The organism is Agrobacterium sp. GW821-FHT14E08 (assembly GCF_058803865.1).
In genome coordinates this window covers 328604-354975 of record NZ_JBXAPJ010000001.1, presented here as the reverse complement: position 1 = coordinate 354975, position 26372 = coordinate 328604, and the positions used below count along the sequence as shown (strand labels likewise).

Genomic DNA, 26372 nt, shown 5'->3' with positions numbered 1-26372 from the left:
CTCGCCCCGCTCAATAACCGAGCGGCGGCAAAGGCTCGCCTGCGGGTTCTGCGGTACGCATTTCGTCGGTGTCGTCGGTCTGCAATTCCTGGAACGCGCGCCAGGTCAGCACCAGAAGGAAACAGAAGAAGGAAAAGGAAATGACGATTGCCGTCAGGATCAGCGCCTGCGGCAGTGGATTGGCGGCGCCCGCCGGCAGCGTGTCCATGCCGGCCGGAATGATCGGCGGCACTTCGCGCGTCAACCGGCCCGCCGTAAACAGCAAAAGATTGACTGCATTGCCAAGAATGGCGATGCCCAGCAGCATGCGGATGCTGTGGCGCGACAGCATGAGATAGATCGCCACCGAAAAGAAGATGCCGACGAGAATGGAGAAAACCGCTTCCATCAGTCGCTTTCCCTTTCTTCCAGTGCCAAGGCAATGGAGGTGATGGCGCCGACCACGACGAGGTAGACGCCGATATCGAAGGACATGACGGTGGAGAGCGGCAACTCGACGCCGAACAGGCTTGGATAGACCCAGAGCCCGGTCATGAAGGGCACGCCTGCGGCAATCGACACGATGCCAGACAGCATCGCCATCAGCAGCCCTGCCCCGGCAATGGAGAGCGGATGAAACACGATGGCGCGGCGGACTGCCGCCACACCATAAGCGATGCCATAGATTGCCAGCGCCGAGACCGCAATCAGCCCGCCGATGAACCCGCCGCCCGGTTCGTTATGGCCGCGCAGCAGCACGAAGATGGAAAACAGCACCATGAGGCTGGTGACGACGGGGGCGACGGTGCGCAGGATAAGCGTGTTCATGCCCGCGCTCCCTTCTTCTTAGCGGTCTTGGCAGGTCCCTTGACGGCGGCGGCCGGGCGAATGCGGATGAGCGCGAGAATGGCGAGACCCGTGATCATCACGACTGCGATTTCGCCGAGCGTATCCGTGCCGCGGAAATCGACGATGATGACGTTCACGACATTGGCGCCGTGGGCGATGACCTTGGAATAGGTGTTGTAGAAATCGGTCAGACGATTGTCGAAACTCGCCTCCGTCGCCCGCATCAGGAACAAAGCGAAGCCGGTTCCGCAGGCAATGGCGATGGTACTGTCCAGCAGCTTTTGGCCAAGGCCACGATGATCCGACGGCGACAGGCGAAGCCGTGTCATCACCAGCGTCAGGATGACCACCGACAGCGTCTCGACCATGAACTGCGTGAAGGAAAGATCCGGCGCACCGAACAGCAGGAAGATGACCGCCACGGCAAAACCCTGAATGCCGAGCGCAATGATGGCGGTGAGCCGGCTGGAGGCGGTCAGCACCGCCACAAGGCCTGCCACGGCAATGGCGATGAAGGTCAGCTCGTGGATCTGAACATCATGCGGCCATGCCGGTACTGACGGAAGTTCGCCATAAAGAAACAGTGGCGTCAGCAGCACGGCGGCGATGACGGCGAAAGTGGCGGTGACATAAAATTCCAGCCTGCCGGGCTGGATGAGCCTCGCCACATGGAACGAGATTTTCACCAGCGCTTCGATGAAGACATCGAACCCCCTGTCCGGCCCCGCCCCCAGCGCCCTGAACGTGCGGTCCATCAGACTGCGAAGGGCGACAAGCCGCGTATAGAGGACGATGCCGAGCGCGATCGTCAGCAGCGACAGGCCGAGCGGCACGCCGATATGGGGAATGAGCGAGATTTCCACCGGACGGGCCTCACCCGCGACCGCGCTTGCCATGGGCGTCGAAATATAGAAATGCGCGATACCGGAGAAGAGAGCGATGGTCAGCCCCTTCACCGCCAGCAGCGCCGGGCCGAGCCAGAGCAGAAGCGGCCCCTCATGGGCGTGTTTCGGGGTTTTCACCGGCTTGCCGAGGAAGGGTTTCAGCGCCACGGCGAAGGCCACGGCGAACATCAGCGCGTTGCCGAGAATGGCGATGCCGGTGAACAGCACGGCGCGCGGATTGCCATGCGCCAGCGCATAATAAATCTCTTCCTTGGCGAGAAAACCGAAGAAGGGCGGCAAGCCGGCCATGGAAATCGCAGCCGCCAGCGCTGCCGCGAAGGTGATCGGCATGGCTTTTCGCAGGCCGCCAAGCTTCGTCACGTCGCGGGTGCCGGTCTCATGGTCGATGATGCCGGCGACCATGAACAGTGCGCCCTTGAACAGCGAATGCGCCACCAGATAAAGCACCGCCGCCTCAATCGCATGATCCGCGCCGAAGCCGGTGAGCATGACCAGCAGGCCGAGCGATGAGACCGTAGTATAAGCGAGCATCAGTTTCAGGTCGGTCTGGCGCACGGCAAGCAGCGCGCCCGTCAGCATGGTCAGGCCACCGAAGAAGGGCAGCAATATCTGCCAGGCGGCGGTATCACCGAGAACCGGGTTGAGACGCATCAAAAGATAGACGCCCGCTTTCACCATGGTTGCCGAATGCAGATAGGCGGAAACAGGTGTCGGCGCTTCCATGGCGTTGGGCAGCCAGAAATGGAAGGGAAACTGCGCCGACTTGGTGAAGGCGCCGCCAAGAACCAGAAGCAGCGCGGCGAGATAAAACGGGCTGTCGCGCAATATGTCGCCGCCGCGCACCAGCATGGACAATTGCGTTATGCCGCTGATGTCCCAGATGAAAATCAGCCCGGCGAGCAGCAAGAGACCGCCGCCGCCCGTCACCACCAGCGCCTGCAGCGCGGCGCGGCGCGAGGCCGCGCGCTCGTGGTCAAAGCCGATCAGCAGGAAGGAGGTGATGGAGGTCAGTTCCCAGAAAACGAAGAGCATCAGCAGGCTGTCGGAGACGACGACGCCAAGCATGGCCCCCATGAACAGGAGCAGGAAAGACAGGAACCGGCCCTGCTGCGGATGGCCCTTCATATAACCGCCGGCGTAAAGCACGATCAGCAGGCCGATGCCGGTGATGAGAAGGGCAAATGTCAGCGACAAGCCGTCGATGAACCAGGAAAAGCTGAGGTTGAAGCTCGGAACCCAGGCATAACCGCCGGTGACCACGCCACCCGCCGCGATCTCGGGCAGCATCAGGGCGAAATGGACAAATGCCAGCCCTGGCGCGAGCGCCAGGATCCACGCGGCATTGTGACCGAACCTTTTCACAAGCGCCGGCGCGGCGAGCGCTGCCAGAAACGGCAAAAACAGCGACAGGAATGTCAGCGGCGTGACATCTGATGTCATTCACATCTCCCGGGGTGTCCCCCACCCCTGCGCGCCAATGAATGGCGTTCTTCTTTCAAATCGATTTTTTCAGTTAAGGCATAGGAACCGCCTTCTCAACCCAAATCGACTCCCGATCCCTGCCATAACGGACTTGTTATGGGACGTACCCTCTTTCAATCGGCAACGACGATGACTATTTCTGGCAGGAATAGAAAGGATCATTCCATGAGCGATCTGACATCCCCCAAAGTGAACAAGAGCGATGCCGACTGGCGCGAACAGCTGACGCCGGAGCAATATCACATCCTGCGCGAACATGGCACCGAGCGCGCCTTTACCGGCCCCTACTGGGACACGTTCCAGAAAGGCCTCTACCGCTGCGCCGCCTGTGACGAACCGCTGTTCCTCTCCGATACGAAGTTCGATGCGGGCTGCGGTTGGCCGAGCTATTTCGAGCCGGTGAAGCCCGGCGCCGTGACGGAACACCGCGACGCCAGCTACGGCATGGTGCGCACGGAAATCCGCTGCGCCAATTGCGGCGGCCATCTTGGCCACGTCTTCCCCGACGGCCCGAAGCCGACAGGCCTGCGTTACTGTATCAACGGCCATTCGATGGTGTTCGAGCCGATCTGATAAAAGACACGTAGAAGGCGGGCTGCCCTCACCCGCCTTCTTTGCTGATGCGGCCGTCTCGACAGCCGGAGCGGAGAGTGAGATTATCGCAACCTCACTCCTTCCGGATCACCACCATGGCACTCGAAACCATCCTCATTTTCATTCCCGCCTGTTTTGCCCTGAACATGGCGTTCGGGCCCAATAACCTCCTGTCGATGACGGTCGGCGCGCGATACGGCATGGCCACGGCGGTGGTGGCGGCGAGCGGCAGGCTTGTTGCTTTCGCAGGCATGATCGCGATTGCCGCGCTGGGGCTCGGCGCGCTTTTGATGGCGTCCGAGATGATGTTTTCGCTGATCAAATGGATCGGTGTTGCTTACCTGCTGTGGATCGGCTTCAAGCTCATCCGCTCCAGGGCCGATATCGCGGCTCCGGATGTCTCCTCGGGCGGCGGCACCATTCTCAGGACCTATCTGCGGCAGGAGTTCTTCGTCGCCTCCGGCAATCCGAAGGCTATCCTGATATTCACGGCCTTTTTCCCGCAATTCATCGAGAAGGACGCCTATTGGCAGAGTTTTGCCACGCTCGGCGTGATTTTCCTTCTGCTCGAGGTGGTGGCCATCACCGTTTATGCCTTTATCGGCTCGCGGCTGTCCGGTCTCATGCGCAATGCGCGCGCCCTGAAGCGCGTGAACCGGATCAGCGGCTCCATGATGATGGCCTTCGGCGTCATGCTCGCCTTTGCCCGGCGTCCGGCCTGAGAAAAATCCCGGCCGGGCTGCTAATTCAGCTTCAGCTCCATGCAGGTCAGGTCCAGCCAGCGGCCGAATTTGGTGCCCACTTCCGAAAACCGGCCGACAACCCTGAAACCCAGGCTTTCATGCAGGCGGATGGAGGCGTGATTTTCCGATTCGATTGCGGCGATCAGCACATGCACGTCATTGCCGGATGCATGGTCGATCAGCGCCTGCATCAGCTTTTTGCCGATGCCGTGGCCGCGTGCGTCCTTGTGGACATAGACCGAATGTTCGCGGGTGTGGCGATAGCCGTCGAAGGCGCGCCAGTCGCCATAGGAAGCGTAGCCGGCAACCTTGCCGTCGAGGATCGCGACGATCACCGGAAAGCCGCGTGACTTTCGGGCGGAAAACCATTCCTTGCGATTGTCCAGATCGACCAGCACCTCGTTCCAGATCGCCGTCGTATTCAGAACCGCGTCGTTGTAAATCTCCATGATGCCGGAGAGATCATCCACTGTCGCATCGCGCAGTTCCACGCTCATTATTCTTCGCCTTCATTTTGCCGTCACCGCGCCCTCCCGGGCACGATCTTCGGGCGAGCATTAGGCGATGACGCGTATAGCTGTCCAGTGCCCACGATTTCGGGAAATCACGTCACGACGTCACTCTTCAGGAGGCCAGGGGAACAAGGCTGAAAGAGGTGACCACGGCAAAATAATGCACCACGGCAGCAGCGACGACGAAACCGTGCCAGATGGCGTTCTGGAACCGCAGCTTTTCCCAGACATGGAAAATCACGCCCAGCGAATAGATGACGCCGCCGGCAACGATCAGCCAGAGCGTGACAGGGGCGAGATGCGACGAGAGCGGCTCGACCACCATGATGCCGCTCCAGCCCATGGCAAGATAAAGGCCGATGGCGACGCGATCATAACGGCCGGGAAACAGACATTTCAGCAATATGCCGCAGATGGCGGCAAGCCAGATCAGCCCCAGCATGGTGGCGATCAGCGGATCGTGGATGCCGCGCATCAGGAAAGGCGTGTAGGTGGCGGCGATCAATATGAAGATCGCCGAATGATCGAGCCGGCGCAGGAACCACTTCACTCTGGAGTGCGGCCAGATATTGTAGGTGAAGGAGACGGAAAGACAGGCAACAAGACCGAGGCCGTAAATCCACGCGGCCGCGATGGCGCTGAGGCTGCCCCAGACGGTCGCGTAAAAAATCAGCGCCGTGGCGCCGATCAGCGCGAACACAATGCCGACGCCGTGGACGATGCCATCGGCGACTATCTCGTGAAAATCATACTGGCGCCCGAACCGCCATAACTCACTCATGGGCCATTCCCGTCTGCGTGCTTCCGACCAAGCATGAAGACAATATTAGACAGGAACAAGACAGCAGCCGGTTAACGGCGATCAAATTGCGTTCGGGGTTGTTGCGAAAGGAGAGGTTGCGGGTCGCCTCGAGCCAGAGCCATCACCGTGGAGCGAGTGAGTGCCGCTTGTTCTTCTCCCCGCCGGGGAGAAGTCCGCGGCAGCGGGATGAGGGGGCGACGGCAGAGATGTGCGGAGAGCTTGCCCCCTCATCCGGCCCTTCGAGCCACCTTCTCCCCGGCGGGGAGAAGAAACGAGGGGGCAACGCCGCGCCTCACAGCGCCGCAGCGCATTCCTGGCAGAACGGCGTATAGGGAACGGCCTTCAACCGATCCTCCGAAATCGGTTTGCCGCATTTGACGCAGATGCCGAAAGTGCCGTTTGCGATGCGGTCGAGTGCTGCGTCGATGGCGCGCAGTTCGTCCTGCCCCACCTGTCCCAGTTCGTCCAGCACCTCGTCATTGCTGCGCTCGATGGCGCGGTCATCGTCATCGGGATTGCGCGGCTGCTCGAAATCCTCCTCGATTTTGTGCAGGCGGCGATAAAGCTCGCGCTGGCGGTCTCGCAGGATTTTCTCGTAACTTTCGACATTCATAGTCTTTTCCTCCAGCCGGTGCGGGCGAAAATCGCCCGCAACCCCAAGATTTCAACTCACTTTAGCGGTCGATCAGCACCGAGCACTTGGCGTGGCGCACCACGCGGTCGGCGGTGGCGCCGATGAAATAATTGGTAAAGTCCGGCGTATGCGACGCGATGATGATGAGGTCCGCCTTGTGCTCTTCGGCAGCGGCAATGATCTCACGCGCGGGCGCGCCGCTGCGGATTTCCTGGCTGCCGTTAAAACCGACCTTGGCCTTCAAGTCAGAAAGTTTCGCCTTGGCGTCCTTGATGGCATTTTCAATGAGGTCGACGGGCAGGTCGATAGCCATGTAGCCGGGCAGTTCCTCAACCACGTTGATGAGGACGATCTCGCCATCGGCATCCAGCAGCGCCTTGGCTTTGGCGAGGATTTTTTCACCCTTGTCGGTGGCGCTGAGGTCTACCGGTACGATGATCTTTTTGTACATGGCTGTCTCCTTTGGCGTAATCTGCCGTTTCTCTTGGCTCAAGCTCATATTCCCCGCCGGCACGCCCTCCGCCTTGATCGAAGTCAAAGCCGGGAGACATGCTTGGGCGGGCATTGTCAACGAATTGTGGACGGTCAATCGCCGGATGGCGATCTTTGCTGAACGATGAAATCCGCCCATATTCGCTTTCGACAAACGCCGCAAAGCGGCGTCGGACGATGCCGGCGGCCACCGATCGGCCCTCGGCGCGTCAGATTCAATATGGAGATTATGATGAGTGAAATCAAACAATTCGCCCTGACGCGTCCGGCTTATGTCGGTCAGGCTCATCTCGTCGTTCACGATCTGCCGCGCGTTTCGGATTTTTACCGGAAGATCATCGGTCTTTCGGTCATCGAAAAGAGCCCGAGCGGCGAGGTTCTCGGCGTCAACGGCCAGCCGTTGCTGACGCTTTCCACCTCAACTGCGGCGGAACGCGCGCCGCGCAATGCCGCGGGCCTGTTCCACACCGCCTTCCTGATGCCGAGCCGGCAGGATCTGGCGCACTGGCTGGCGCATGCCGCCCATAACAACATCCAGCTTCAGGGCGCGTCCGACCATCTGGTCAGCGAGGCCATCTATCTTGCCGACCCGGAAGGCAACGGCATCGAGGTGTATCGCGACCGTTCGCCGGAGGAATGGACCTATCAGCAGGACGGCACGGTGGAGATGGCGACGCTCGGCCTCAATCTTCAGGCGCTTTACGACAGTGCGCCGAAGACGGCGTTCGAAGGCGCTGCAGAGGGAACCGCCATCGGCCATATCCATCTGCAGGTCGGCAATATTCCGCAGGCGGACGAGTTTTATCAGGACGTGCTGGGGCTAAAGATCATGGCGCGGTATCCGGGTGCGAGCTTCTTCGGTTCCGGGGCCTATCACCACCATGTGGCGGCCAATATCTGGAACAGCCGTGGCGCCACGGCCCGCAAGGACAGCATGACCGGCCTTTCCGGCTACTCGCTGAAATTCAACGAGCGTGATGCCCTTGACCGTGCGACGGCGGCTCTCGACCGGCTGGAAATCGCCACGGAACGGCAGAGCGACGGTATCGTTCTGAAGGATCCCTGGGGCATCGGGCTGAAGCTTTCCGCGTAAAGGAAGACGGGGCGGCAGAAATTTTCACCGCCCCGGAACCGCCTCATTTTTCGAACGTTTGTCGTCTTATTGGGGGACAGTTCGATGAATGAGAATGCCAGACCGGAAAAAGCCGGCAATTTGGGCAATATTGGTGGCCGCACGGGTGCGGGCACAGGCGTTGCCGGTGCCACGAGGGCCGACCCGCTTGAGGGGCTTGCGTCCGGATCGCACCGCGACGATGCCCGCAGCCAGCAGCCGCTTGGCCGCGAAGCGCTGGATGTCGTCGTGGCATGGTCGATAATCGGCATTTTTCTGGTCGTGATGATGGCCGTCATCCACGAATTGTCGCTCATTCTCATTCCGGTGGTCATGGCGATCGTGGTGGGAATGATACTCGGCATCGCCGCTGAAAAACTCGGCTCCTATGGCATTCCCGGCTTTGGCGTCGCGCTCATTCTTTCCACCCTGGTGGCGGCGGTGATGTTCTTCGTGGTCAATTCGCTGATCGACCCGGTGTCGCAACTGGCCTCCGAAGGACCGGCATTGGTGGAGCGCAGCATCGACCGCTTTCTGCCCTATCTGCAAAACCTGCGATGGCTGAATATCTCGGCGGCAACCTTCAGCATGGGCTCAATGTCGATGGAATCGCTGATTTCGCGCAGTGGTGAGATCATTTCCGTGCTCGGTTCAAATGTTACTCCGGCCGTTATTCAGGGCATGATCTTCCTCGCCGCGCTGCTGATGTTCCTTTACAGCCGCCTGCGGCTGCGCAAGGCGATCATCATGGCCTTTCCGGCCCGCCATCAACGGCTGCGGACCATCCGCATCATCGCCTCGGTGGAAGAGGTGCTCGGCACCTATTTCGCCACGGCAGCGCTGATCTATGCCGGGCTCGGGGTGACGATGGTGGTCATCGCCTATCTGGGCGGGCTGGCCATGCCGCTGCTCTGGGGGCTGTTCGCCTTCCTCTCCAGCTTCGTACCATTTCTCGGCATCACCGCCATGACGATTTCGCTGACGGTGGCGGGCATCATCACCCATGACAACATCATTCTCGCGCTTCTGCCTGCGGCGATCTTCTTCACCATTCACCTGTTGATGGAAAACCTCGCCTTTCCGGCGGTGGTGGGCCGCAACATGGAGATAAACCCCTTCCTCGTCTTCGTGATGATCATCTTCTGGACGTGGATGTGGGGGGCGGCCGGGGCCATGCTGGCGCTGCCGCTGTCGCTGATCGCCATGACGGTGACGCGGGAGCTGTTTCCCTCACGCCGGGTGGTGCCGAAACTGCCGGATTAAGCACGGCTTCAACGGCAGGCGCGGGCGCGTGGGGCTTACCCCCCTCTGCCCTGCCGGGCATCTCCCCCTCAAGGGGGGAGATCGACTCGTGGTTGGGTCTCGCCCATCTCAACGTTTGCGAATGGAGCGGTGGTAGGGCCTCCCGCCGATCTCCCCCCTTGAGGGGGAGATGCCCGGCAGGGCAGAGGGGGGTAAGCCCCACCCTCAAGGCAAACTTACTTTGCCCGCTCTTCCAGCACCCGATTGGCGGCCGAAACAATCGCCTCCAGCGAAGCCGCCACGATATTCGTATTGACGCCTGCCCCGAACAGCTTGCCGCCCGGATGTTCCATCTCGACATAGGCAATGGCCGAAGCGTTCGAGCCATGCTGCAGCGAATGCTCGGAATAGTCATTCACCGACAGGTCAATCCCGAGATAAACCGACAGCGCATTGATGAACCCGTCGATCGGACCGGTGCCCTTGCCCTCGATACGCTTCACCTCGCCATTATCAGTGATTTCGGCAGCCACGATGCGCACGCCCTTGAAATCACCGGCCGGATAGGTGTGGTGATCCACGAACTTGATGCGCGCATTCGGCTGCGTCACGTAACGCTCGATAAAGCGCTCGTAGATGCGCTTGGCCGGCAGCTCCACGCCCTCTTCATCGGTGATGCGCTGGATATCCTCACGGAATTCCACCTGCAGGTTGCGCGGCAGGTTGATGCCGTAGTCCTGCTGGAGAATATAGGCGATGCCGCCCTTGCCGGATTGCGAGTTGATGCGGATGATCGCCTCATAGGAGCGGCCGACATCCTTCGGGTCGATCGGCAGATAGGGCACTTCCCAGACGGGATGATTGGCGACCTTGATCGCCTTCATGCCCTTGTTGATCGCATCCTGATGCGAGCCGGAAAAGGCGGTGTAGACCAGTTCGCCCACATAAGGATGACGCTCGGGGATCGTCATCTCGTTGGAATATTCGTAGACATCCTTGATGCGCTCGATATCGCGGCAATCCAGCTCAGGGTCCACGCCCTGCGTATACATGTTCAGCGCCAGCGTCACGACGTCGACATTGCCCGTGCGTTCGCCATTGCCGAACAGCGTGCCTTCCACGCGGTCAGCACCCGCCATCAGGCCCAGTTCGGTCGCGGCAATGCCGGTACCGCGGTCATTATGCGGATGCAGCGAGATGATGACGTTTTCGCGATTGTCGATGTTGCGGCACATCCATTCGATCTGGTCGGCATAGATGTTCGGCGTCGCCATTTCCACCGTCGAAGGCAGGTTCAGGATCAGCTTGTTGTCGGCCGTCGGCTTCACCACCTCGACCACGGCGTTGCATATTTCCAGCGCCACTTCCAGCTCGGTGCCGGTAAAGCTCTCGGGCGAATATTCGAAGCGGTAGCCGCCGCCGGCCTTGGCCGCCATGTCGGTGATCATCTTGGCCGCATCGACGGCGATCTGCTTGATGCCGTGCACATCCTTGCCGAACACCACGCGGCGCTGCAATTCGGAAGTGGAATTGTAGAAATGGATGATCGGCTTGTTGGCGCCTTCCAGCGCTTCAAACGTGCGGGTAATCAGCTCCGGGCGGCATTGCACCAGCACCTGCAGGGAAACATCATCAGGCACATTGCCTTCTTCCACGCACCAGCGGGCGAAATCGAAGTCCGTCTGCGAGGCGGAAGGGAAACCGATCTCGATTTCCTTGAAACCCATTTCGAGCAGCAGCTTGAACATGCGGGCCTTGCGGTCGTGGCCCATTGGGTTGACCAGCGACTGGTTGCCGTCGCGCAGGTCCACCGAACACCAGATCGGCGCCTTGTCGATGGTCTTGCCAGGCCATGTGCGGTCGGGGATATTGATGGTCGGGTAAGGGCGATACTTCACGCTCGCGTCTGACATGCCCTTGGAAATATTGGTGATCTTGCCGTCCATTTCGCTTCCTCCTTGCGCAGTCCGCGGGCTTCTTCAAGCCATCGGCGGATGCGCGGCCCTTTAGAGCCTAAATCCAGTATAAAATGAGATTTCGAGATGAGGAGCGTTAGCGCCAGCGGGCTTTCGGCCGCCGGGCGCTCCTCACTGGACCCGGCAACCGCGTGTAAGGTCGAGGCTAAGAAGCGAGAGTGCACCGCACGGCGAGGCCATCGCAGAAATCTGCGCGCTCATGCCGGAAATGGTTGCGATGCTGTTGCTCATGGCGATGTGTATAAACAGCGGCTGGCGGTCTGACAAGTGATCTTGTGCCGTGCGCCGGTTATTTTCCCGGCCTGCCGCTCTCCAGCCTTTCGGCGATCCATTCAGCCATCAGGGATTGACGCGTCCTGCCAAGGCGCGCCGCTTCCGCATCCACTTTCCGCAAAACCTCTTCAGGAAGATCAACATCGACATGCACCAACTCCAGCCCGGGACGGGTTGCCTTGGACCAGTCGACATAGTCATCCAGATCTTCGCCATCATCGAATTTTTTGTCGAAATCTTCAGCGCTTATCGTCTTCATAACGATGCTTCTCCTTGTCTCTGGAACGCCTGACGGAAATGATCCGCAACCGGTCATTTCTGTAGGTATAGACGGCGCTCCAGCACTTTCCGCGCAACTGAGCGATCATAATATACCGCTCTTCGGAGGTGGTTTCGAGAGGAACGACCAGTCTTTTCTCGTCCAGCCAAAGCGCTCTTGCCTCGACGAAATCTATTCCGTGTTTGTCTTTGTTACTTTCACTTTTGGCAGGATCGAATTCGAAATCCATAAATAATTTTTCTTTAAAACAATAAGCTCCCTATCTAACCACGCTTCACCACCCGCTGCAACGCCATCATCAGCCCCCCACCGATCAAACCCCAGAAGGCCCCGGAAATGCCGCCGAAGGAAAGGCCGGATGCGGTGATGAGAAAGGTGATGGCCGCCGCCTCGCGGGTTTCCGGCTCCCTGAAGGCTGCGACAGCGGAGCCGGAAAAGGCCCCAACCAGTGCCAACCCTGCCACCGCCTGAATGAGAATAGGCGGCGCCAGCGCCACGAAGGCCGTGACCACGCCCGCCAAAAGACCGAAAATAATATAGCCGACACCGCCAATGATCGCCGCCCAGTAACGCCTCTTTGGATCAGGATGGGCGTCCTCGCCCGCGCACATGGCCGCCGTAATCGCCGCGAGATTGACGGCATGGCCGCCAAAGGGTGCGGAAAGCAGCGAGAAGAAGCCGGTCGAGGCGAAAAGCGGTCCGGGCTGCGGATCGTAATGATTGACCTTCAGCACCGCGATACCGGGAATATTCTGCGAGGCCATGGTGACGATGAAGAGCGGCAGCGCGATGGAAACAACCGCGTGGAGACTGAAGACGGGCGTTACCCATTCCATCGGCGGTGTCAGCGATTGCGCCACGCTATCAAGTGCACCCGCCGGAATTTCAACGCCGAAAATCATCACCAGCACGAAGGCGGCAAGGGCCGCCGGCACGGCGAAAAGCCGCCGGAAAGCGCCCACCACGATCCAGGCGAGGATGATCGGCAGGCCAAGCGCCGGGTTGAAGCCGATCGCCTTGATCGGCGCAAAACACAGGCCGATGATGACGCCGGAGAGCATGGCATTGGCAAGCGGCGCTGGAATGGAGGCGACCGCCTTTCCAAGCGGCCGGAACAGGCCAGCGATAATGATCAGGATCGCGCAGATGATGAACCCGCCGACGGCCGCCGGAAAGCCGCCCTCAATGACGCCGGTGGTCGCAAGCAGCGCGGCGCCTGGCGTCGACCATGCGATGCTGATGGGGAGCCGGGTGGCGACGGAAAGAGCGATGGCGCAAACCCCCATCGCCACCGAAAGGGCCATCAGCCCGGATGCCGCCTCGAAATCCGTCGCGCCGACAGCCTTCAGGCCCTGCAACACGACGGCAAAGGAACTGGCGAAGCCGACAAAGGCGGTCAGGCACCCCATGAACAGGCTCTGGACGGAAAAATCTCTCAGCATAAAAGCACTCTGCGGCCTGCTGCCCGTCGCAGAAGACGCACAGCGGCTGCACTGGCGACAGGCGGAAAACAAAACTTGAAGCGTGCCTGCGTGCATCCGGAGATGGCGACACGCTTTGGATGAAGCACTGATCTATTCAGAATCAAAAAAGAAGCGGCTTGGCAAGATGAGGTGTCAGAGTTCAGGTACGGCGGTATGGAAAACGTCATCAAAGTTTAGCGGCAGGGCGCTAATCCTCTCGGCAGTCGTCATTACAGGGCATCCGCCACAACAGGGGTCGTCTCCATGCTTCGCATCGTCACCATCGCCGCTTTCTGTTTCGCTGCCCTTCCAGCCGCAGCGCAAACCCCGCCAGCACCGGCCTTTCTCGGCCAGATCGTCGTGCCTTCGGGCCTCTCCATCAATGGCGTCACCTTCGGTGGCATTTCCGATCTGAGCTTCGACAGCCAAACCGGACGTTATCTCGCCATCTCCGATGACCGTGTCGAAAAAGGCCCGGCCCGGTATTACGAACTGGAACTGGCAGTCACGGAAGGCGTCGTCACGCTGAACATCGCCGCCACGCGGGAATTGAAGGACGAGACCGGCGCCGCTTTCGCCGCGAAGGGCATCGATGCCGAAGGCATCGCGCTCGACCGCAAGGGCGGCAAGCTCTACTGGTCCTCGGAGCGCGACCTGAAGAACCAGCCAGCGCTTTATGTCTCGGACCTCGATGGCAGCAATGTGAAGCGGCTGGAACTGCCCAACGCCTATCTCGTCGATGACGCGAAGACCAGGGGCGTGCAGAACAATCTCGGCTTCGAGGGGCTGACACTGGCATCCGGAAAGCTCATCGCCGCCACGGAAAATGCGCTGACACAGGACGGTCAGAAGGCCACCCCGCAGGCCGGCAGCCCCGCGCGCTTCCTCGTGATCGATACTGCAACGCTGAAACCTGTCGCGGAACATGTCTACGTCACGGAAGCGATCTCCAAGACCCCGACTTCCGCCGAACCGAAATATAACGATAACGGTCTCTCAGCGCTGGCGGCCATGCCGGATGGCCGTTTCGTCGCCGTGGAACGTAATTTCGCGTCCGGCGTCGGCAATCATATCCGCTTTTTCATCGTGGACCTTTCCAAAGCGGAGAATATCCTCGGCAAAGACAGGATCGACGTGGCAAATCTGCGTCCCGTATCGAAAACGCCGTGGTTCGAAATCAACGAAGGCGATTTCGGCCTCGATATCGACAATATCGAAAGCTTCGCCTTTGGGCCGGTCGTGGATGGCAAGCAGATATTCGTCATCGCCTCGGACGACAATTTTAATGCGGGCAAACAGTTCACCCAATTCGCGGCTTTCGCAATTCCCGCCAATCTGGGTCAGTGAGTAACATCGACCAAAGCAAAATGCCGGCCGGACGACGTCCGGGCCGGCATCGGCTAATAGAGGCGCTGCAGGCAATGGATGCGCCCTTTACCAGCGCAGAAGACGTGCGCCGGCAAAAGCGCCGATAAAGCCGGTCAAGAGAATGCCGAGCGAATACCAGATCAGCACGAATGCCATGCCGTTTTCGGTGCAGAACCACGAATAGACCCAGGCTCCCGCCGCACCTGCCGCGATGCCTGCGGCAAAACCCGCAAGTGTCGGATCGGCGGGGGCGGAACGCTTGAGAACCGAAAAATTCGCCAGAAAGATGGGAAGCGCAAAAGCAACGATCAGAAACGGGCAATGCAGCGCCGAAGATCCCATGATCAGGGCACCGTAATTGCCCGGCAAGGCGAACCCCAGCTGAACGAGCGCTATCGCCGCCATTGCAACGAAAATCACCGCGAGCCACACGAAAAGACGGCCGCTCTCGCCATCGGGCCGGGCAAGGCGTCTGACAGCAAAAAAAGCAGCCACGGCCAGCAAGGCATTATAGGCGGACTTGATCCAGAAACCCACTTCGGTCATCGCATCGCCCATATCGCCGCGCAGCCCGAGAATGAAGAGCAGCAGCAGCAGCGAAACAACAATCCCCGCCAGGACGGCAAGCGCCAGCCTGCGCTCCAGCGCAAAAGCGGGGACAGGCTTCAGATCGCCTGCCAGTCGGTCAATGATGTCATCCGTCTTTCTCACGTGTCTCCCCGCAACTTTGCCGCCAGGATTTTCAATGTCCTGTGAATGCCGACCCTCGCTGCAAGCTCGGTCTGGCCGGATTTTTCTGCCGCTTCGGCGATTGACTGACCTTCGAGTTTTACCCGTCGAATGAGGTCGCGTTGCCGCTCCGGCAAATCATCGAGCAACCGCTCGACATCCATGCGCGCCGTGACCGCGTCGACGGACGATTCCGCCTCCAGCGTCTCATCCAGCTCGACTTCCGCCAGCCTGCGCGCGCCCCTGCCCCGATAGTGGTCGATGAGCTTGTAGCGCGCTATCGAAAAAAACCACGCCGTAAAGGGTCGCGCACGGTCATAGGTCTCCCGCTTGGCGTGGAGCGATAACAGCGTCTCCTGCACAAGATCCTCCAGATCACCTCTGGAGGAGGACGCCATGCGGCGTCCGTAATAGGCGATCAGCAGCCTGCGCAGGGCATGAAGCAAATGCCTATAGGCGCCTTCGTCCCCGTCAAGGGAACGCAGCATCAGCATTTTTAATGTTTCTTCCGAAAGGCTGCCTGTCATCGTCACTATCAGGTTATTCGCAGTCCGCAGGATATTGTTACATAATGGTCTGAAAAAAATCTCGCCCGAATATCTCGTCACAAGCGCGTGAAGCTGTAACGATGGGCCACTCCCGACCGAATGGACAAGAGTGAGCCCCCGGCACAATGCCGGCGGACATAAAACGACGTCCAGAGGAGACCCTTCATGACCCGCATTTTTGCCGCCATCGCCACCGCCTCGATGCTGTCAGCACTGTCTTTCGCAGGCATTGCCCAAGCCGACAGCATGAAAACCGATGCGATGAAGAAGGATACCATGCACAGCGACACCATGAAGACGGAGACGATGAAAAAGGACGGCATGTCCATGGCCAGCAAGAAGGACTGCATGCACAAGGCCGGCATGGAAATGGACAAGATGAAAAAGGCCGACATGATGAAGGCCTGTGACACCATGAAATGACACCAGAGCATTTCCGCTTTTCTCCGAAACGCGAAAACACTCTGTCTCTTTGTTTTTACGCATTGTCCTGACGTAAAGGCGATCCCGCTTTTACTGGAAATGCTCTAGCCTGAATGGAAAAAGCCCGCGCCGGTTCTCACCGGCACGGGCTTTTTCAACGGAAAGTCAGAAACTTAAAGTTCCGACTGGCTTTCGACGATCTTGCCGACGAGGCCGTAATCCTTGGCTTCTTCCGCGCTCAGCCAGTAGTCGCGGTCGATATCCTTGGCGATCTTTTCTTCGCTCTGGCCGGTAGCCTTGGAGAAGATCTTGATCAGGCGCTGGTTCATCTTGATGATTTCGCGAGCCTGGATTTCGATGTCGGATGCCATGCCGCGCGTACCGCCGGAGGGTTGGTGCAGCAGGAAGCGGGTGTTCGGCAGGCAAAGGCGGCGTTCCTTCGGCACCGATACATATATCAGCGCGCCGGCGGAGGCGACCCAGCCCGTGCCGATGATATAGACCTTCGGCTTGATGAACTTGATCATGTCATGGATGGAATCACCCGATTCGACATGGCCGCCCGGCGAATTGACGTAAACGCGAATGTCGTCGTCGCTGGCGGCGGCAAGGGCCACGAGCTGCGTGCAGACCTTCTGCGCCAGTTCCTGCGTGATGCCACCATAGATGAAGATCGAACGCGACTTGAAAAGATTCGCTTCCGTTTCCTTGCCGATCGGCAGTTCCTTGCTCTTGTCGTCTTCGTCTTCGTTCATCAACGGCTCTCTCCAGCGTAATTCGTGCATGCCCTTCGGACATAGTGCGACTTGTTACGTAAGGCAATGAGAGAAAAAGGCAAGGTTTGCGCCTGAACAATAAACATTACCCCCGGCAGATGACGCATGGACAGCCTCTCGCCATTCGCGATATCGTCGGCCCCTCATTGCAGTGCCGCTGTTGCGGGAAACCCCAAGATTCCCATGCCGGCGGCGACAATCAAAAGAGGGAACCATGCTGAAAAGACTAAGCCTCACTGCCGTCGCACTGGGCATTACCACCCTGCCCGCTTTCGCCCATCTGAACCCGGAAGAACACGGTTCCTTCATGGCCGGTGTTTCCCATCCCTTCTTCGGTGCGGACCACATTCTGGCGATGGTGGCCGTCGGCATCTGGGCCTCGCAGATCGCCGTGGCGCAGAACGACCGCAAGGCATTGTGGATCGTGCCTTCCGCCTTTGTCGGCACCATGGCCGCCGGGTTCGTGATGGCGGTCTACGGCATCGGGCTTCCCTTCGTCGAACCTGCCATTCTCGCTTCCGTCATCGGCCTCGGCCTGCTGGTTGCCATGGCGGCAAGGCTTCCGACGGCCGCCGCCGCTGCGGTGGTCGGCGCTTTCGCCCTTTTCCACGGCCACGCCCATGGCGGTGAACTCGGCAGCGCAGGCGCATGGCAATTCGGCATCGGCTTCATGATCGCGACAGCCATCCTGCATGCGGCCGGTATTGCACTCGGCCTCGGCATTGCGCGTTTCGGCACAGTCGCAAGCCGCACCGTCGGCGCGCTGACGGCGATAGCGGGCCTGTCGCTCGCCTTCGGCGGCTGACGATCATTACCGAAATTTAAAATTCGGACCGCTTTGAAAAGCCGGAATTGAGGCCTACCTCCTTATCGTGGATTTTCGCTTCACGGTAAGGAGGCATCATATGTCACCGGAAGAAAGCCAGCTTCTCAAGGCCCTGTTCGACAGGACCAGAACCGCATCCGCCACCCCGCGTGACCGCGAGGCGGAAACATTGATCGCAGACGCCGTGCGCGATCAGCCCGCAGCCCCCTATTATCTCGCCCAGGCGGTGATCGTTCAGGAAAAGGGTCTCGAAGCGGCGGCAGCCCATATCAAACAGCTCGAAGACCGCATCCACGCGCTGGAAAGCGGCAATGCCGCCCCGCAGGCGGCCGCTCAGGGTGGTTTTCTGAGTTCCATCTTCGGCACCGGCCAGCCACAGCCGCCTGCCCCGACGCCCGCCCCTGCCCCACAGACATCCTGGCGTAACGATACCGCCGGCCAGACAGCCGGTCCCTGGGGATCGCCAGCCGGTCAACAGCAACCCGGCGGCCCCTGGAGCCAGCAGCCCGGCGCAGTCGGCCGTTCAGGTGGCGGCTTTTTGCAGGGGGCGCTCGGCACCGCCGCCGGCGTCGCTGGCGGCATGCTGCTTGCCAATTCGCTGAGCGGAATTTTCGGCAGCCACATGTCGTCACTCGGCCTGGGGTCGCCCTTCGGCGGCGGGACTGCCGCCGGCAACGCCCCCGTCGAGGAAACCGTCATCAACAATTACTACGGCGACAGCAACAACCCGCAGAATAACGACGATGACGATATCCAGCAGGCCGACTACGATGACAGCGCTGACGATGCGGATTCCGATTCAGGCGACGACGGTTCGTTCGCCTGAATCTTCGTGACTTTAAACAGCCGGATCAGCCGCGACCGCGATAGGGCGCAACACCCTGATCCGGCAGCCACACGCCTTCGGGCACCGCTCCGGTCTGCCAGAAAACATCGATCGGAATGCCGCCGCGCGGATACCAATAAGCGCCGATCCTCAGCCATTTCGGCTGCAACAGGTCCACAAGCCGCTTGGCGATATAGACGGAGCAATCCTCGTGGAAAGCGCCGTGATTGCGGAAGGATTGCAGGAACAGCTTCAGCGACTTGGATTCCACCAGAAAGTCACCCGGAATATAGTCGATGACGATATGGGCGAAATCCGGCTGGCCGGTCATCGGGCAAAGCGAGGTGAATTCGGGCGCGGTGAAACGCACCACGTAATCGGTGCCGGCATTGCCGTTCGGCACTTTTTCGAGAATGGCCTTTTCCGGGCTCTCTGGCGTATCGACCTTCGTGCCCAGCTGCGACAGGCCGGAAACATCCGTCACGGACATGGAAAACTCCTGACTATTCAAACAATCACTTTGACGCCATGCGCCTTTTCGCCTTCCGGCTCGACGTGAATGGCAAGGCTTGCGCCCGGTATGACGTCCCTTATGGCATCTTCAAGGCGGTCGCAAATATCATGCGCCGCCCGCACCGTCATCGTTGCGGGGACAACGACGTGAAAATCGATGAAGGCGGCCGCGCCGGCGCGGCGCGTCCTGAGGTCATGTACGCCAATGACGCCGCCGGAATGTTCGGCGATGGCCTTCTTGATCGCCTCGTCCTCTTCCGGCTCCACGGCCCGGTCCATCAGCCCGCCAAGCGAATGCAGAATGACCTTCGATCCCTGAAACAGGATATTGATAGCCACCAGAATGGCGAGCAGCGGATCGAGAATGGCGTAACCCGTCACGAGAGCCAGAATGAGGCCGACGAGAACACCCGCCGAGGTCACGACGTCGGACATGATGTGGTGGCCATCAGCGGCAAGCGCCGGCGAGGCATATTTTCTGCCGACGCGGATCAGGGTCGTTGCCCATACCGCATTGATGACAGCTGCAAACGCGTTGATGGCAAGACCCAGAACCGGCGCTTCCGGCAGCCGCGGGTTGAACAGACCGCCCCAGGCCTCCTGCACGATCAGCAGTGCGGCAACGACAATCAGCACGCCTTCCACCACGGCGGAGATATACTCCGCCTTGTGGTGGCCGAACTGGTGATCGTCATCGGCAGGCTTCTGCGCATAACGAATGACGAAATAGGCAATGAAGGCCGCGACCACATTAACGGTCGATTCCAGACCGTCGGACAGCAGCGCAACCGACCCCGTGACCCACCAGGCCACGAGCTTGAGACCCAGCACGCCGAAAGAAAGCGGAATGCCCCAGAATGCGAGCTTCCTTACCAGTGCATTGCCTTCACTGTTCATTTTTTGCCCCCGTGCGGATGCGAACGAATTGCAGAACCGACTGCCAAAACGCACGAACCGCGCGCACGGGTTTTCCGTGCGCGCGGTTCGCTATTTGCGTTTTCTATCGTTCAAACCGCAGCCGAGGTCAAGACCCTCAAGGCCGCGCCAAGGCTGTCACGCCTCGCTTTTCTGTTCGCAAAAACGGATTCGGTTGCCGAACGGGTCGATGACTTCCATCATCTCGCCCCAGGGCAATGCCTCAACCCCCGGCTTCAGGAAGCGATAATCCTTGCCCGCCAGTTCCTGCTGAAAGGCTTGGACGCCCCGCATGGTGACGAAGACGTTGGAGCCCGGCGTCGCATCGCCGTGATGACCGCTGAGGTGAAGCGCCATTCCGGCCCGGGAAACCTGCATATAGAGCGGAAAGTTTTCGCCGAAACGATGTTCCCAGTCGATCTGGAAGCCGAGAAAATCGACGTAGAATTCCCGCGCCTTGGCTTCATCGAAAATTCTGATGATCGGGAATATCTGGCGGAAGCCGATGTCCGGAAGGTCCTCCGCGCCTGCGGCGCTCACATCCGGGGCATTAAGATCGTTGCCCATTCTGCATTCCCTTTTCCAGACGTTTGGAAACGGTACCGGCCGCAGCGGGTGCGGCCGGTACTTATCGCCTTATTCGGCGGCGACGATCTTGCCGTCCTGCCACTTGTAGAGCGAGAAGGCCTGCGACGTCAGGTCGCCGTTTTCGCCATAGGTGACCTTGCCGATTGCGGTTGCGAAAGCATCGCCGCTTTTCAGAGCAGTGGCGACCGCTTCGGAATCCTTGGCGCTGCCAGCCTTCTCGATGCCTGCTTTGAGCACTTCGACGGCGGCATAGGCGTTAAGCGTGAAGGCTTCCGCGGGAATATTGGCGGCCTTCAGCGCCTCGGCGGCGGCCTTGGAATCGTCATTCTTCAGCGCGTCGGAAGCATTGGTGAAGATCGTGCCTTCGCCGGCCTTCGAGCCGATGTTCCAGAACTCGCTGTTCGAGAGGCCGTCACCGCCGATAACGGCAGCCTTGGCGCCGATATCGTTCAGCTGGCGCACAAGAAGACCGGCTTCCGGGTGGTAACCGCCGAAATAGACGATGTCGACATTTTCAGACTTCAGGCGGGCCGTCAGCGCGCCGAGGTCCTTTTCGCCGGGCGTCAGGGCATCGTAGAGAACTTCGGTAACGCCGCCGGCATTCAGCGTCGTCTTGAAGGCATCCGCCAGACCCTTGCCGTAAGCGCCCTTGTCGTGAATGATGGCGATCTTCTTGTCCTTGAGGTTGCCAAGCACGTATTTCGCTGCAACCTCTGCCTGCTGGTCGTCACGGCCGCAGGTACGGAAAACATTGGCAAGGCCACGGTTCGTCAGGCCCGGCGCGGTCGCCGTCGGCGTGATCATCAGGACGCCGTTTTCAGCAAAGACATCCGATGCAGGAATGGCGACGCCGGATGTGACCGGACCGACCACGAAGTGGATGCCTTCGGCAACGAGCTGGTTGGCAGCGGAAACGCCCTGCTTCGGCTCACCGCCGTCATCGGCGAGCTTCAGAACAACCTGTTCTCCGAGAATGCCGCCCTTCTTGTTGATTTCATTGACTGCCGTCTGAGCGCCGTTCTTGACCTGGTCGCCATAGGCGGCGACAGGACCGGTCAGGGGCGCAATCAGGCCGATGACGATTTCGGCATGGGCAAGTGGTGCGAATGCGAAGGACGCTGCGAGCGTCACGCTGGTCAATGTCTTCAGTTTCATCCTGGTGTCTCCTTGGATAGGGGGTCGCGGACCCGATGAGCGCCTTGGGCGTCGACCGAGTGAAACTTATCGGACGCCTCCCGGCGAAAACCCGTTCCATGTTTGAATTCCGAGCCTTCAACTCAACTCATACGGAAGGTTTGATGATTTATGCAAGTCACCTTTGCTGGATAAGGTCTATTCGCGGTAAATCAATCGCGAAGCTGGCCAAGATCGCGTCATCGAAACGAATGAGGGACAGCGTAAATCCTTTGCGTTTGGCCACGGCTCGGGGATAATACGCCATGATCGCAGCAGACGACGAATTTCTGACGGGCCTGCCCGTCTTCCAGCATTTTGAAGACGTGGCCGACCCGGCGCTTTATCGCGCCCTGCCGCCGGGATGGGGGCTGGCCATTGCCGACATCATCGATTCGACCTCGGCAATCGGCACCGGCAGATACAAGGCCGTCAACATGGCCGGTGCCGCCGTCATTTCCAGCATCTCCAACAGCCTCGGGCGCCACGACCTGCCCTTCGTTTTCGGCGGCGATGGCGCCGCCGTCGCCGTGCCGCCAGACGGGCTATCTATTGCGGGCATCGCGCTTTCCAACGTGCAGCGCTGGGTCAAGGACGACCTCAGCCTCGCAATGCGGGTGGCGCTGGTTCCCATAGAGGATATCCGCGACAACGGCTTCGATATTCGCGTTGCCCGCTTCCAGGCGAGCGAGGACGTGTCCTATGCGATGTTTTCGGGCGGCGGCAACAGCTGGGCGGAAGCGCGGATGAAGGATGGGCAATATGCTCTCCCCGCAGCAACGACAGGCGGGCGACCGGACCTGACCGGGCTTTCGTGTCGCTGGAACCCCATTCCGGCAACCCATGGCAAGGTGGTGTCGATCATCGCCGTGCCCGGTCCCTCACGGGATATGCCGGCATTCCGCCAGCTCGTCATCGATCTCGTCGATCTGGCCGAACAGGATGCAAGACATGGCCACCCCGTGCCGGAGGATGGGCCGAAACTCGGCTTCGTGCGGGAGGGGCTCGGCCTCGAAGCCCGGGCCGGGGCGGCATATCGCGATAGCTGGGGCAAGATACGCCGTTCGCTCCGTATCCTCGGCGAAAGCTTTCTCGTCAATCTCCTCGGTTTGACGGGACTGTCGCTCGGACGATTTAATGCGGATCGTTACAGGCGCTCGGTCGCCAGCAACACCGATTTCAGGAAATTCGATGACGGCCTGAAGATGACGGTGGATATAGACGCCATCAGGCTCGAAAAAATCCGCGCACGGCTGGAATCGGGGCGTATCTCCGGAACCTGTTATTTCGGCCTGCACGAACAGGATGCCGCCTTGATGACCTGTATCGTGCCTTCCCCGCTGTCGAAGGACCACATGCATTTCGTGGACGGCGCGGACGGCGGTTATGCAGCCGCGGCAAGCCGGCTCAAGCAGCAGATATTGGCGGCGTCACAACCCTGAAGGCCGTCCCTGGCGCGATCTGTCCACCCGGTCGTTTTTACCAGTCAAAATGGACGATGGGCCAGAAAACGAAAAACCGGCGTCGTGCGCCGGTTTCAACGGATTGGGGCCGCCGGGCCTTATAATGATGGCCGTGGGATCAGGCGGCGGTCTTGCTGCTCTTCTGCGCCTGGCAATAAATTTCCTCGAGTGAAGCGAGGATCTTTTTGACGGATTCGGAATTGCTGGAATAATAAATGGTCTGCGCGTCCCGTCGTGTCTTTACCAGCCGCTGCGCACGCAATTTCGAAAGATGCTGCGAGAGAGCGGACTGGCTGAGACCAACCTGTGAGGCGAGAACACCGACCGGCACTTCCGTATCCACCAGCGTACATAAGATCATCAGGCGCTTGGGATTCGCCATCGCTGAGAGCAAGTCTGCAGCGGCGATGCTATGTTCCGACAGAGATTGGTTATCCATACGCTCAAGTCTCCTGATGACAGTCAAAAAGACGGTCATGGTGGCTATTATAGGTGTTCCAAAAGATGTTTTTATAATTCGGTTGATACGTTGTATATACCTAAATCTTGCTTATATCGTGTCCCTTTCAAAGACTATTCTTCACTGGTTATTTACTTAAGACACTGTGACCAAATTATCAGCTTTTTGCCTGTTTTTTGTCAATTCAGCAATAAAGATATGTATTAGCGGCAGTATTTATAAGCAACAAACGATCAAAAGTTGAGCGTCGAAATCTTGATTCCCAATGCCGGATTTTAAGGCCACAATCTTTTACCACCTTAAATTTAGCAGCGAGCAACAGAATCTAGATTAACTTTGCGCAATTTTCTCTAAGTTTGCAATATGATTTTTATTAGCAATTATTTTAATGCATAACTTATGCCGATAAAAATATTCTTTGCTACTGTGGGAAGGTATAGCTTGCGCGGCAAGAAACGCCTGAAACACAAAAAGGGCCTTCCGTTGTGGAAGGCCCTTTTTGTGTTTCAGGCAGGATGCAATATTATTTTTTGCGGTGACGGGTCAGTCCGGCCACAACTTCATCGGCTGAAATCGTGCCGACGATAGCGCCGTTGTCGACGATGCCGATTGCGCCGGAATGTTTCGCAAGTGCATCGAGAATGTCGATCAGCGGCGATGACGGACGGGCAGTGGCTGCCACATTCAGCCGGCCGTTTCGCTCATCTACACCCGGCTTCATCACGTCAGCCGCGGTCAGCATCGAGATCGGGTTCATGTTCTGCACGAAATCCGCGACATATTGCGTGGCGGGCTGCCTGACGATCTGCTGCGGTGTGCCGCACTGGATGATGCGCCCGCCTTCCATCATGGCGATGCGGTTGCCGATGCGGAATGCCTCGTCCAGATCGTGGCTGACGAAAAGAATGGTCTTCTTCAGCCGGCTTTGAAACTCCAGAAGCTCGTCCTGCAGGCGGCTTCTGATGAGCGGGTCGAGCGCGGAGAACGGCTCGTCCATCAAAAGAATGGGCGCGCCGGTGGCAAAGGCTCTCGCCAGCCCCACACGCTGCTGCATGCCGCCGGAAAGCTCCCCCACCTTGCGGTCGGCCCAGGCGGACAGGTTCACCAGTTCCAGCTGCTCGGCCACCATGCGCTTGCGCTCGGCTTCCGGCACGCCGGAAAGCTCAAGCCCAAAACCGACATTGTCGGCCACATTGCGCCAGGGCAGAAGGCCGAATTGCTGGAAGACCATGGAGACCGTGTGCATGCGCAGGTCGCGCAGCGCTTTCGCCGTCGAGCGATAGGGATCGACATAGCCGGACTTGGTCTTCACGCCGACATTGCCGCGCACCACCGGCGCAAGCCCGTTGACGGCCCTGAGCAGGGTCGACTTGCCCGAGCCGGAAAGCCCCATCAGCACGAGTATCTCGCCCTCGCTGACCGAGAGCGAAGCATTGGCGACACCGAGAACCAGTCCGGTTTCGGTATTGATCTCGTCACGCGTGCTGCCCTTGTCGATCAGCGGCAGCGCCGCGTCGGGCCGGTCGCCGAAGACGATATCGACATTTCCGAAGATGATGGCGTCGCTCATAGATCATCCTCCGCGCCGGGAAGACGGAAAAGCCGGTCCAGAACGATCGCCAGTATGACGATGCACAGTCCCGCTTCGAAGCCCATGGCGATGTTGACGGTATTCAGGGCGCGCACCACGGGTACGCCAAGACCATTGGCGCCGACGAGGGCGGAAATCACCACCATCGACAGCGAAAGCATGATCGTCTGGGTAAGGCCGGCCATGATCTGCGGCGCGGCGAAGGGAAGCTCCACCTTGCGCAGCACCTGCGATGGCGTGGCACCGAAGGCGACGGCCGCCTCCACCAGCGCCGGCGGCGTCGAGACGATGCCGAGACGGGTGAGCCGCACGGGTGCCGGAATGGCGAAGATGACGGTGGCAATGAGACCCGGAACCATGCCAAGACCGAACAGCACCAGCGCCGGAATGAGATAAACGAAGGTTGGGATCGTCTGCATCAGGTCCAGTACCGGGCGCATGCCGGCATAGATCCACTTGCGACGCGCCGCCAATATGCCGAGCGGTATGCCGATGATCATGCACACGGCGCTTGCAGCAATGACCAGCGCCAGCGTTTCCGTCGTCGCCTTCCAGTATCCGAGATTGATGATGAGCAGAAGGCCAAGCGCCGTGAAGACCGGCATGCCGAAGGAGCGGCGCGTCCAGGCCGAAAGAGCCGTCAGGATCGCGACGATGACAAGCGGATGCGGCGCCTGCAGAACGAAAAGCAGGGCATTGATGACGCTTTGGAAAATGAAGGAAAGCCAATCGAAGAAAAAAGCGAGATTGCCGGTCAGCCAGTCAATGGCCTCCTTGGCATATCGGCCGACGGGCAGGCGGTTTTCAGGAGCGCTGAGCCATTCCACGGTAAGAAA

At 59.5% G+C, this 26372-nt stretch carries 30 protein-coding genes; 9 read left to right on the top strand and 21 right to left on the bottom strand.

Features of this window, described 5'->3' with window-relative positions; genetic code table 11:
• Positions 1 to 10: 10 nt before the first annotated feature.
• Genes AC1ROR_RS01715 through AC1ROR_RS01705 form a run of 3 tightly spaced genes read right to left on the bottom strand, consistent with a single transcriptional unit; the run spans position 11 to position 3173 of the window.
• Positions 11 to 388: a Na+/H+ antiporter subunit C gene (locus AC1ROR_RS01715; RefSeq protein WP_003497192.1), complete on the bottom strand. Its 378-nt coding sequence runs from the start codon at positions 386 to 388 to the stop codon at positions 11 to 13.
• Positions 388 to 807, bottom strand: a complete 420-nt coding sequence (locus tag AC1ROR_RS01710; protein WP_035218320.1) for a Na+/H+ antiporter subunit B — start codon at positions 805 to 807, stop codon at positions 388 to 390. Before AC1ROR_RS01710 ends, AC1ROR_RS01715 begins: the two co-directional genes overlap by 1 nt.
• The gene (locus tag AC1ROR_RS01705; protein WP_498588438.1) at positions 804 to 3173 is read right to left on the bottom strand and encodes a putative monovalent cation/H+ antiporter subunit A; all 2370 of its coding nucleotides are present in this window, start codon (positions 3171 to 3173) and stop codon (positions 804 to 806) included. Before AC1ROR_RS01705 ends, AC1ROR_RS01710 begins: the two co-directional genes overlap by 4 nt.
• A gap of 207 nt (positions 3174 to 3380) precedes the next feature.
• On the opposite strand from AC1ROR_RS01705, the gene msrB reads away from it, so the two are divergent.
• Together msrB and AC1ROR_RS01695 are read left to right on the top strand one after the other, a co-directional pair.
• Positions 3381 to 3788 (top strand): peptide-methionine (R)-S-oxide reductase MsrB, encoded by a 408-nt coding sequence (msrB, locus tag AC1ROR_RS01700; RefSeq protein WP_082183942.1) that lies wholly within the window; start codon positions 3381 to 3383, stop codon positions 3786 to 3788.
• A gap of 116 nt (positions 3789 to 3904) precedes the next feature.
• Positions 3905 to 4531 carry a LysE family translocator gene (locus AC1ROR_RS01695; RefSeq protein ID WP_035218328.1) on the top strand — a complete coding sequence of 209 codons (627 nt, stop codon included), beginning with the start codon at positions 3905 to 3907 and terminating at the stop codon, positions 4529 to 4531.
• A gap of 20 nt (positions 4532 to 4551) precedes the next feature.
• Here the strand turns inward: AC1ROR_RS01695 and AC1ROR_RS01690 are convergent, their stop codons facing one another.
• The 4 genes from AC1ROR_RS01690 to AC1ROR_RS01675 all read right to left on the bottom strand — a co-directional run bounded on the left by AC1ROR_RS01690 (position 4552) and on the right by AC1ROR_RS01675 (position 6951).
• A complete protein-coding gene (locus tag AC1ROR_RS01690; RefSeq protein ID WP_035218331.1) occupies positions 4552 to 5049 on the bottom strand; it encodes a GNAT family N-acetyltransferase in 498 nt (165 codons plus the stop codon).
• Between the two features lie 127 nt (positions 5050 to 5176).
• Positions 5177 to 5845, bottom strand: a complete 669-nt coding sequence (trhA, locus tag AC1ROR_RS01685; RefSeq protein ID WP_035218333.1) for a PAQR family membrane homeostasis protein TrhA — start codon at positions 5843 to 5845, stop codon at positions 5177 to 5179.
• Between the two features lie 313 nt (positions 5846 to 6158).
• Positions 6159 to 6479 (bottom strand): TraR/DksA family transcriptional regulator, encoded by a 321-nt coding sequence (locus AC1ROR_RS01680; RefSeq protein ID WP_498588437.1) that lies wholly within the window; start codon positions 6477 to 6479, stop codon positions 6159 to 6161.
• A gap of 61 nt (positions 6480 to 6540) precedes the next feature.
• A complete protein-coding gene (locus tag AC1ROR_RS01675; RefSeq protein ID WP_035218337.1) occupies positions 6541 to 6951 on the bottom strand; it encodes a universal stress protein in 411 nt (136 codons plus the stop codon).
• A gap of 273 nt (positions 6952 to 7224) precedes the next feature.
• Here AC1ROR_RS01675 and AC1ROR_RS01670 point away from each other — a divergent pair, with 273 nt between their 5' ends.
• Both AC1ROR_RS01670 and AC1ROR_RS01665 read left to right on the top strand, forming a co-directional pair.
• Positions 7225 to 8085, top strand: a complete 861-nt coding sequence (locus AC1ROR_RS01670) for a VOC family protein (protein ID WP_498588436.1) — start codon at positions 7225 to 7227, stop codon at positions 8083 to 8085.
• Positions 8086 to 8169: 84 nt separating this feature from the next.
• Positions 8170 to 9366, top strand: coding sequence for an AI-2E family transporter (locus tag AC1ROR_RS01665; RefSeq protein WP_080833844.1), 1197 nt, complete (start codon positions 8170 to 8172; stop codon positions 9364 to 9366).
• Positions 9367 to 9581: 215 nt separating this feature from the next.
• Here the strand turns inward: AC1ROR_RS01665 and leuA are convergent, their stop codons facing one another.
• The 4 genes from leuA to AC1ROR_RS01645 form a co-directional block, all read right to left on the bottom strand.
• Positions 9582 to 11291, bottom strand: coding sequence for a 2-isopropylmalate synthase (gene leuA / locus AC1ROR_RS01660; protein WP_498588435.1), 1710 nt, complete (start codon positions 11289 to 11291; stop codon positions 9582 to 9584).
• Positions 11292 to 11610: 319 nt separating this feature from the next.
• A complete protein-coding gene (gene brnA, locus AC1ROR_RS01655) occupies positions 11611 to 11853 on the bottom strand; it encodes a type II toxin-antitoxin system BrnA family antitoxin (protein ID WP_498588434.1) in 243 nt (80 codons plus the stop codon).
• Positions 11834 to 12103 (bottom strand): BrnT family toxin, encoded by a 270-nt coding sequence (locus AC1ROR_RS01650; protein WP_003494557.1) that lies wholly within the window; start codon positions 12101 to 12103, stop codon positions 11834 to 11836. Before AC1ROR_RS01650 ends, brnA begins: the two co-directional genes overlap by 20 nt.
• A gap of 34 nt (positions 12104 to 12137) precedes the next feature.
• On the bottom strand, positions 12138 to 13316 hold the full coding sequence (locus AC1ROR_RS01645; RefSeq protein WP_498588433.1) for a benzoate/H(+) symporter BenE family transporter: 1179 nt from the start codon (positions 13314 to 13316) through the stop codon (positions 12138 to 12140).
• Positions 13317 to 13601: 285 nt separating this feature from the next.
• On the opposite strand from AC1ROR_RS01645, the gene AC1ROR_RS01640 reads away from it, so the two are divergent.
• A complete protein-coding gene (locus AC1ROR_RS01640) occupies positions 13602 to 14684 on the top strand; it encodes an esterase-like activity of phytase family protein (protein WP_080835487.1) in 1083 nt (360 codons plus the stop codon).
• Between the two features lie 87 nt (positions 14685 to 14771).
• On the opposite strand, the gene AC1ROR_RS01635 is transcribed toward AC1ROR_RS01640, so the two are convergent.
• On the bottom strand, positions 14772 to 15416 hold the full coding sequence (locus AC1ROR_RS01635) for an NrsF family protein (protein WP_080835491.1): 645 nt from the start codon (positions 15414 to 15416) through the stop codon (positions 14772 to 14774).
• The gene (locus AC1ROR_RS01630) at positions 15413 to 15928 is read right to left on the bottom strand and encodes a sigma-70 family RNA polymerase sigma factor (RefSeq protein ID WP_035220149.1); all 516 of its coding nucleotides are present in this window, start codon (positions 15926 to 15928) and stop codon (positions 15413 to 15415) included. Before AC1ROR_RS01630 ends, AC1ROR_RS01635 begins: the two co-directional genes overlap by 4 nt.
• A gap of 219 nt (positions 15929 to 16147) precedes the next feature.
• Here AC1ROR_RS01630 and AC1ROR_RS01625 point away from each other — a divergent pair, with 219 nt between their 5' ends.
• Positions 16148 to 16405, top strand: a complete 258-nt coding sequence (locus AC1ROR_RS01625; RefSeq protein ID WP_080835494.1) for a pentapeptide MXKDX repeat protein — start codon at positions 16148 to 16150, stop codon at positions 16403 to 16405.
• Positions 16406 to 16578: 173 nt separating this feature from the next.
• Here the strand turns inward: AC1ROR_RS01625 and AC1ROR_RS01620 are convergent, their stop codons facing one another.
• A complete protein-coding gene (locus AC1ROR_RS01620; RefSeq protein ID WP_080835498.1) occupies positions 16579 to 17160 on the bottom strand; it encodes an ATP-dependent Clp protease proteolytic subunit in 582 nt (193 codons plus the stop codon).
• Between the two features lie 235 nt (positions 17161 to 17395).
• Between AC1ROR_RS01620 and AC1ROR_RS01615 the strand changes: the two genes are divergently transcribed.
• Both AC1ROR_RS01615 and AC1ROR_RS01610 read left to right on the top strand, forming a co-directional pair.
• A complete protein-coding gene (locus tag AC1ROR_RS01615) occupies positions 17396 to 17986 on the top strand; it encodes a HupE/UreJ family protein (protein WP_080835501.1) in 591 nt (196 codons plus the stop codon).
• A 100-nt stretch (positions 17987 to 18086) separates the two neighbouring features.
• Entirely contained in the window at positions 18087 to 18833 is a 747-nt protein-coding gene (locus AC1ROR_RS01610; RefSeq protein WP_080835504.1) for a DUF2076 domain-containing protein, read from the top strand.
• Positions 18834 to 18858: 25 nt separating this feature from the next.
• On the opposite strand, the gene queF is transcribed toward AC1ROR_RS01610, so the two are convergent.
• From queF to AC1ROR_RS01590, 4 genes are all read right to left on the bottom strand, one after another.
• Complete coding sequence (gene queF, locus AC1ROR_RS01605; RefSeq protein ID WP_080835508.1) at positions 18859 to 19323, bottom strand: preQ(1) synthase; 465 nt, start codon at positions 19321 to 19323, stop codon at positions 18859 to 18861.
• Positions 19324 to 19340: 17 nt separating this feature from the next.
• Positions 19341 to 20243: a cation diffusion facilitator family transporter gene (locus AC1ROR_RS01600; RefSeq protein ID WP_080835512.1), complete on the bottom strand. Its 903-nt coding sequence runs from the start codon at positions 20241 to 20243 to the stop codon at positions 19341 to 19343.
• 156 nt (positions 20244 to 20399) lie between these two features.
• Positions 20400 to 20828, bottom strand: coding sequence for a glyoxalase superfamily protein (locus tag AC1ROR_RS01595; protein ID WP_080835515.1), 429 nt, complete (start codon positions 20826 to 20828; stop codon positions 20400 to 20402).
• Positions 20829 to 20897: 69 nt separating this feature from the next.
• On the bottom strand, positions 20898 to 22004 hold the full coding sequence (locus AC1ROR_RS01590) for a branched-chain amino acid ABC transporter substrate-binding protein (protein WP_035220144.1): 1107 nt from the start codon (positions 22002 to 22004) through the stop codon (positions 20898 to 20900).
• 284 nt (positions 22005 to 22288) lie between these two features.
• Between AC1ROR_RS01590 and AC1ROR_RS01585 the strand changes: the two genes are divergently transcribed.
• Complete coding sequence (locus tag AC1ROR_RS01585; RefSeq protein WP_498588432.1) at positions 22289 to 23464, top strand: DUF3095 domain-containing protein; 1176 nt, start codon at positions 22289 to 22291, stop codon at positions 23462 to 23464.
• Positions 23465 to 23603: 139 nt separating this feature from the next.
• Here the strand turns inward: AC1ROR_RS01585 and AC1ROR_RS01580 are convergent, their stop codons facing one another.
• The 3 genes from AC1ROR_RS01580 to choW form a co-directional block, all read right to left on the bottom strand.
• A complete protein-coding gene (locus tag AC1ROR_RS01580) occupies positions 23604 to 23924 on the bottom strand; it encodes an ArsR/SmtB family transcription factor (protein ID WP_003524068.1) in 321 nt (106 codons plus the stop codon).
• Between the two features lie 544 nt (positions 23925 to 24468).
• Complete coding sequence (gene choV / locus AC1ROR_RS01575) at positions 24469 to 25515, bottom strand: choline ABC transporter ATP-binding protein (RefSeq protein ID WP_035220141.1); 1047 nt, start codon at positions 25513 to 25515, stop codon at positions 24469 to 24471.
• The gene (gene choW, locus AC1ROR_RS01570) at positions 25512 to 26363 is read right to left on the bottom strand and encodes a choline ABC transporter permease subunit (RefSeq protein ID WP_498588431.1); all 852 of its coding nucleotides are present in this window, start codon (positions 26361 to 26363) and stop codon (positions 25512 to 25514) included. The genes choV and choW overlap by 4 nt, the downstream gene beginning before the upstream one ends.
• Between the last annotated feature and the right edge of the window lie 9 nt (positions 26364 to 26372).

What these genes read in the sequence shown, in the direction of transcription:
- choV (WP_035220141.1), bottom strand. Translation starts at nt 25,515, where the DNA reads ATGAGCGACGCCATCATCTTCGGAAATGTCGATATCGTCTTCGGCGAC.
- AC1ROR_RS01640 (WP_080835487.1), top strand. Translation starts at nt 13,602, where the DNA reads ATGCTTCGCATCGTCACCATCGCCGCTTTCTGTTTCGCTGCCCTTCCA.
- msrB (WP_082183942.1), top strand. Translation starts at nt 3,381, where the DNA reads ATGAGCGATCTGACATCCCCCAAAGTGAACAAGAGCGATGCCGACTGG.
- AC1ROR_RS01705 (WP_498588438.1), bottom strand. Translation starts at nt 3,173, where the DNA reads ATGACATCAGATGTCACGCCGCTGACATTCCTGTCGCTGTTTTTGCCG.
- brnA (WP_498588434.1), bottom strand. Translation starts at nt 11,853, where the DNA reads ATGAAGACGATAAGCGCTGAAGATTTCGACAAAAAATTCGATGATGGC.
- AC1ROR_RS01670 (WP_498588436.1), top strand. Translation starts at nt 7,225, where the DNA reads ATGAGTGAAATCAAACAATTCGCCCTGACGCGTCCGGCTTATGTCGGT.
- AC1ROR_RS01625 (WP_080835494.1), top strand. Translation starts at nt 16,148, where the DNA reads ATGACCCGCATTTTTGCCGCCATCGCCACCGCCTCGATGCTGTCAGCA.
- AC1ROR_RS01590 (WP_035220144.1), bottom strand. Translation starts at nt 22,004, where the DNA reads ATGAAACTGAAGACATTGACCAGCGTGACGCTCGCAGCGTCCTTCGCA.
- AC1ROR_RS01710 (WP_035218320.1), bottom strand. Translation starts at nt 807, where the DNA reads ATGAACACGCTTATCCTGCGCACCGTCGCCCCCGTCGTCACCAGCCTC.
- AC1ROR_RS01675 (WP_035218337.1), bottom strand. Translation starts at nt 6,951, where the DNA reads ATGTACAAAAAGATCATCGTACCGGTAGACCTCAGCGCCACCGACAAG.
- AC1ROR_RS01630 (WP_035220149.1), bottom strand. Translation starts at nt 15,928, where the DNA reads ATGCTGATGCTGCGTTCCCTTGACGGGGACGAAGGCGCCTATAGGCAT.
- AC1ROR_RS01665 (WP_080833844.1), top strand. Translation starts at nt 8,170, where the DNA reads ATGAATGAGAATGCCAGACCGGAAAAAGCCGGCAATTTGGGCAATATT.
- AC1ROR_RS01695 (WP_035218328.1), top strand. Translation starts at nt 3,905, where the DNA reads ATGGCACTCGAAACCATCCTCATTTTCATTCCCGCCTGTTTTGCCCTG.
- leuA (WP_498588435.1), bottom strand. Translation starts at nt 11,291, where the DNA reads ATGGACGGCAAGATCACCAATATTTCCAAGGGCATGTCAGACGCGAGC.
- AC1ROR_RS01690 (WP_035218331.1), bottom strand. Translation starts at nt 5,049, where the DNA reads ATGAGCGTGGAACTGCGCGATGCGACAGTGGATGATCTCTCCGGCATC.
- AC1ROR_RS01585 (WP_498588432.1), top strand. Translation starts at nt 22,289, where the DNA reads ATGATCGCAGCAGACGACGAATTTCTGACGGGCCTGCCCGTCTTCCAG.
- AC1ROR_RS01595 (WP_080835515.1), bottom strand. Translation starts at nt 20,828, where the DNA reads ATGGGCAACGATCTTAATGCCCCGGATGTGAGCGCCGCAGGCGCGGAG.
- AC1ROR_RS01650 (WP_003494557.1), bottom strand. Translation starts at nt 12,103, where the DNA reads ATGGATTTCGAATTCGATCCTGCCAAAAGTGAAAGTAACAAAGACAAA.
- queF (WP_080835508.1), bottom strand. Translation starts at nt 19,323, where the DNA reads ATGTCCGTGACGGATGTTTCCGGCCTGTCGCAGCTGGGCACGAAGGTC.
- AC1ROR_RS01600 (WP_080835512.1), bottom strand. Translation starts at nt 20,243, where the DNA reads ATGAACAGTGAAGGCAATGCACTGGTAAGGAAGCTCGCATTCTGGGGC.
- AC1ROR_RS01615 (WP_080835501.1), top strand. Translation starts at nt 17,396, where the DNA reads ATGCTGAAAAGACTAAGCCTCACTGCCGTCGCACTGGGCATTACCACC.
- AC1ROR_RS01645 (WP_498588433.1), bottom strand. Translation starts at nt 13,316, where the DNA reads ATGCTGAGAGATTTTTCCGTCCAGAGCCTGTTCATGGGGTGCCTGACC.
- AC1ROR_RS01610 (WP_080835504.1), top strand. Translation starts at nt 18,087, where the DNA reads ATGTCACCGGAAGAAAGCCAGCTTCTCAAGGCCCTGTTCGACAGGACC.
- AC1ROR_RS01680 (WP_498588437.1), bottom strand. Translation starts at nt 6,479, where the DNA reads ATGAATGTCGAAAGTTACGAGAAAATCCTGCGAGACCGCCAGCGCGAG.
- AC1ROR_RS01580 (WP_003524068.1), bottom strand. Translation starts at nt 23,924, where the DNA reads ATGGATAACCAATCTCTGTCGGAACATAGCATCGCCGCTGCAGACTTG.
- AC1ROR_RS01715 (WP_003497192.1), bottom strand. Translation starts at nt 388, where the DNA reads ATGGAAGCGGTTTTCTCCATTCTCGTCGGCATCTTCTTTTCGGTGGCG.
- AC1ROR_RS01620 (WP_080835498.1), bottom strand. Translation starts at nt 17,160, where the DNA reads ATGAACGAAGACGAAGACGACAAGAGCAAGGAACTGCCGATCGGCAAG.
- trhA (WP_035218333.1), bottom strand. Translation starts at nt 5,845, where the DNA reads ATGAGTGAGTTATGGCGGTTCGGGCGCCAGTATGATTTTCACGAGATA.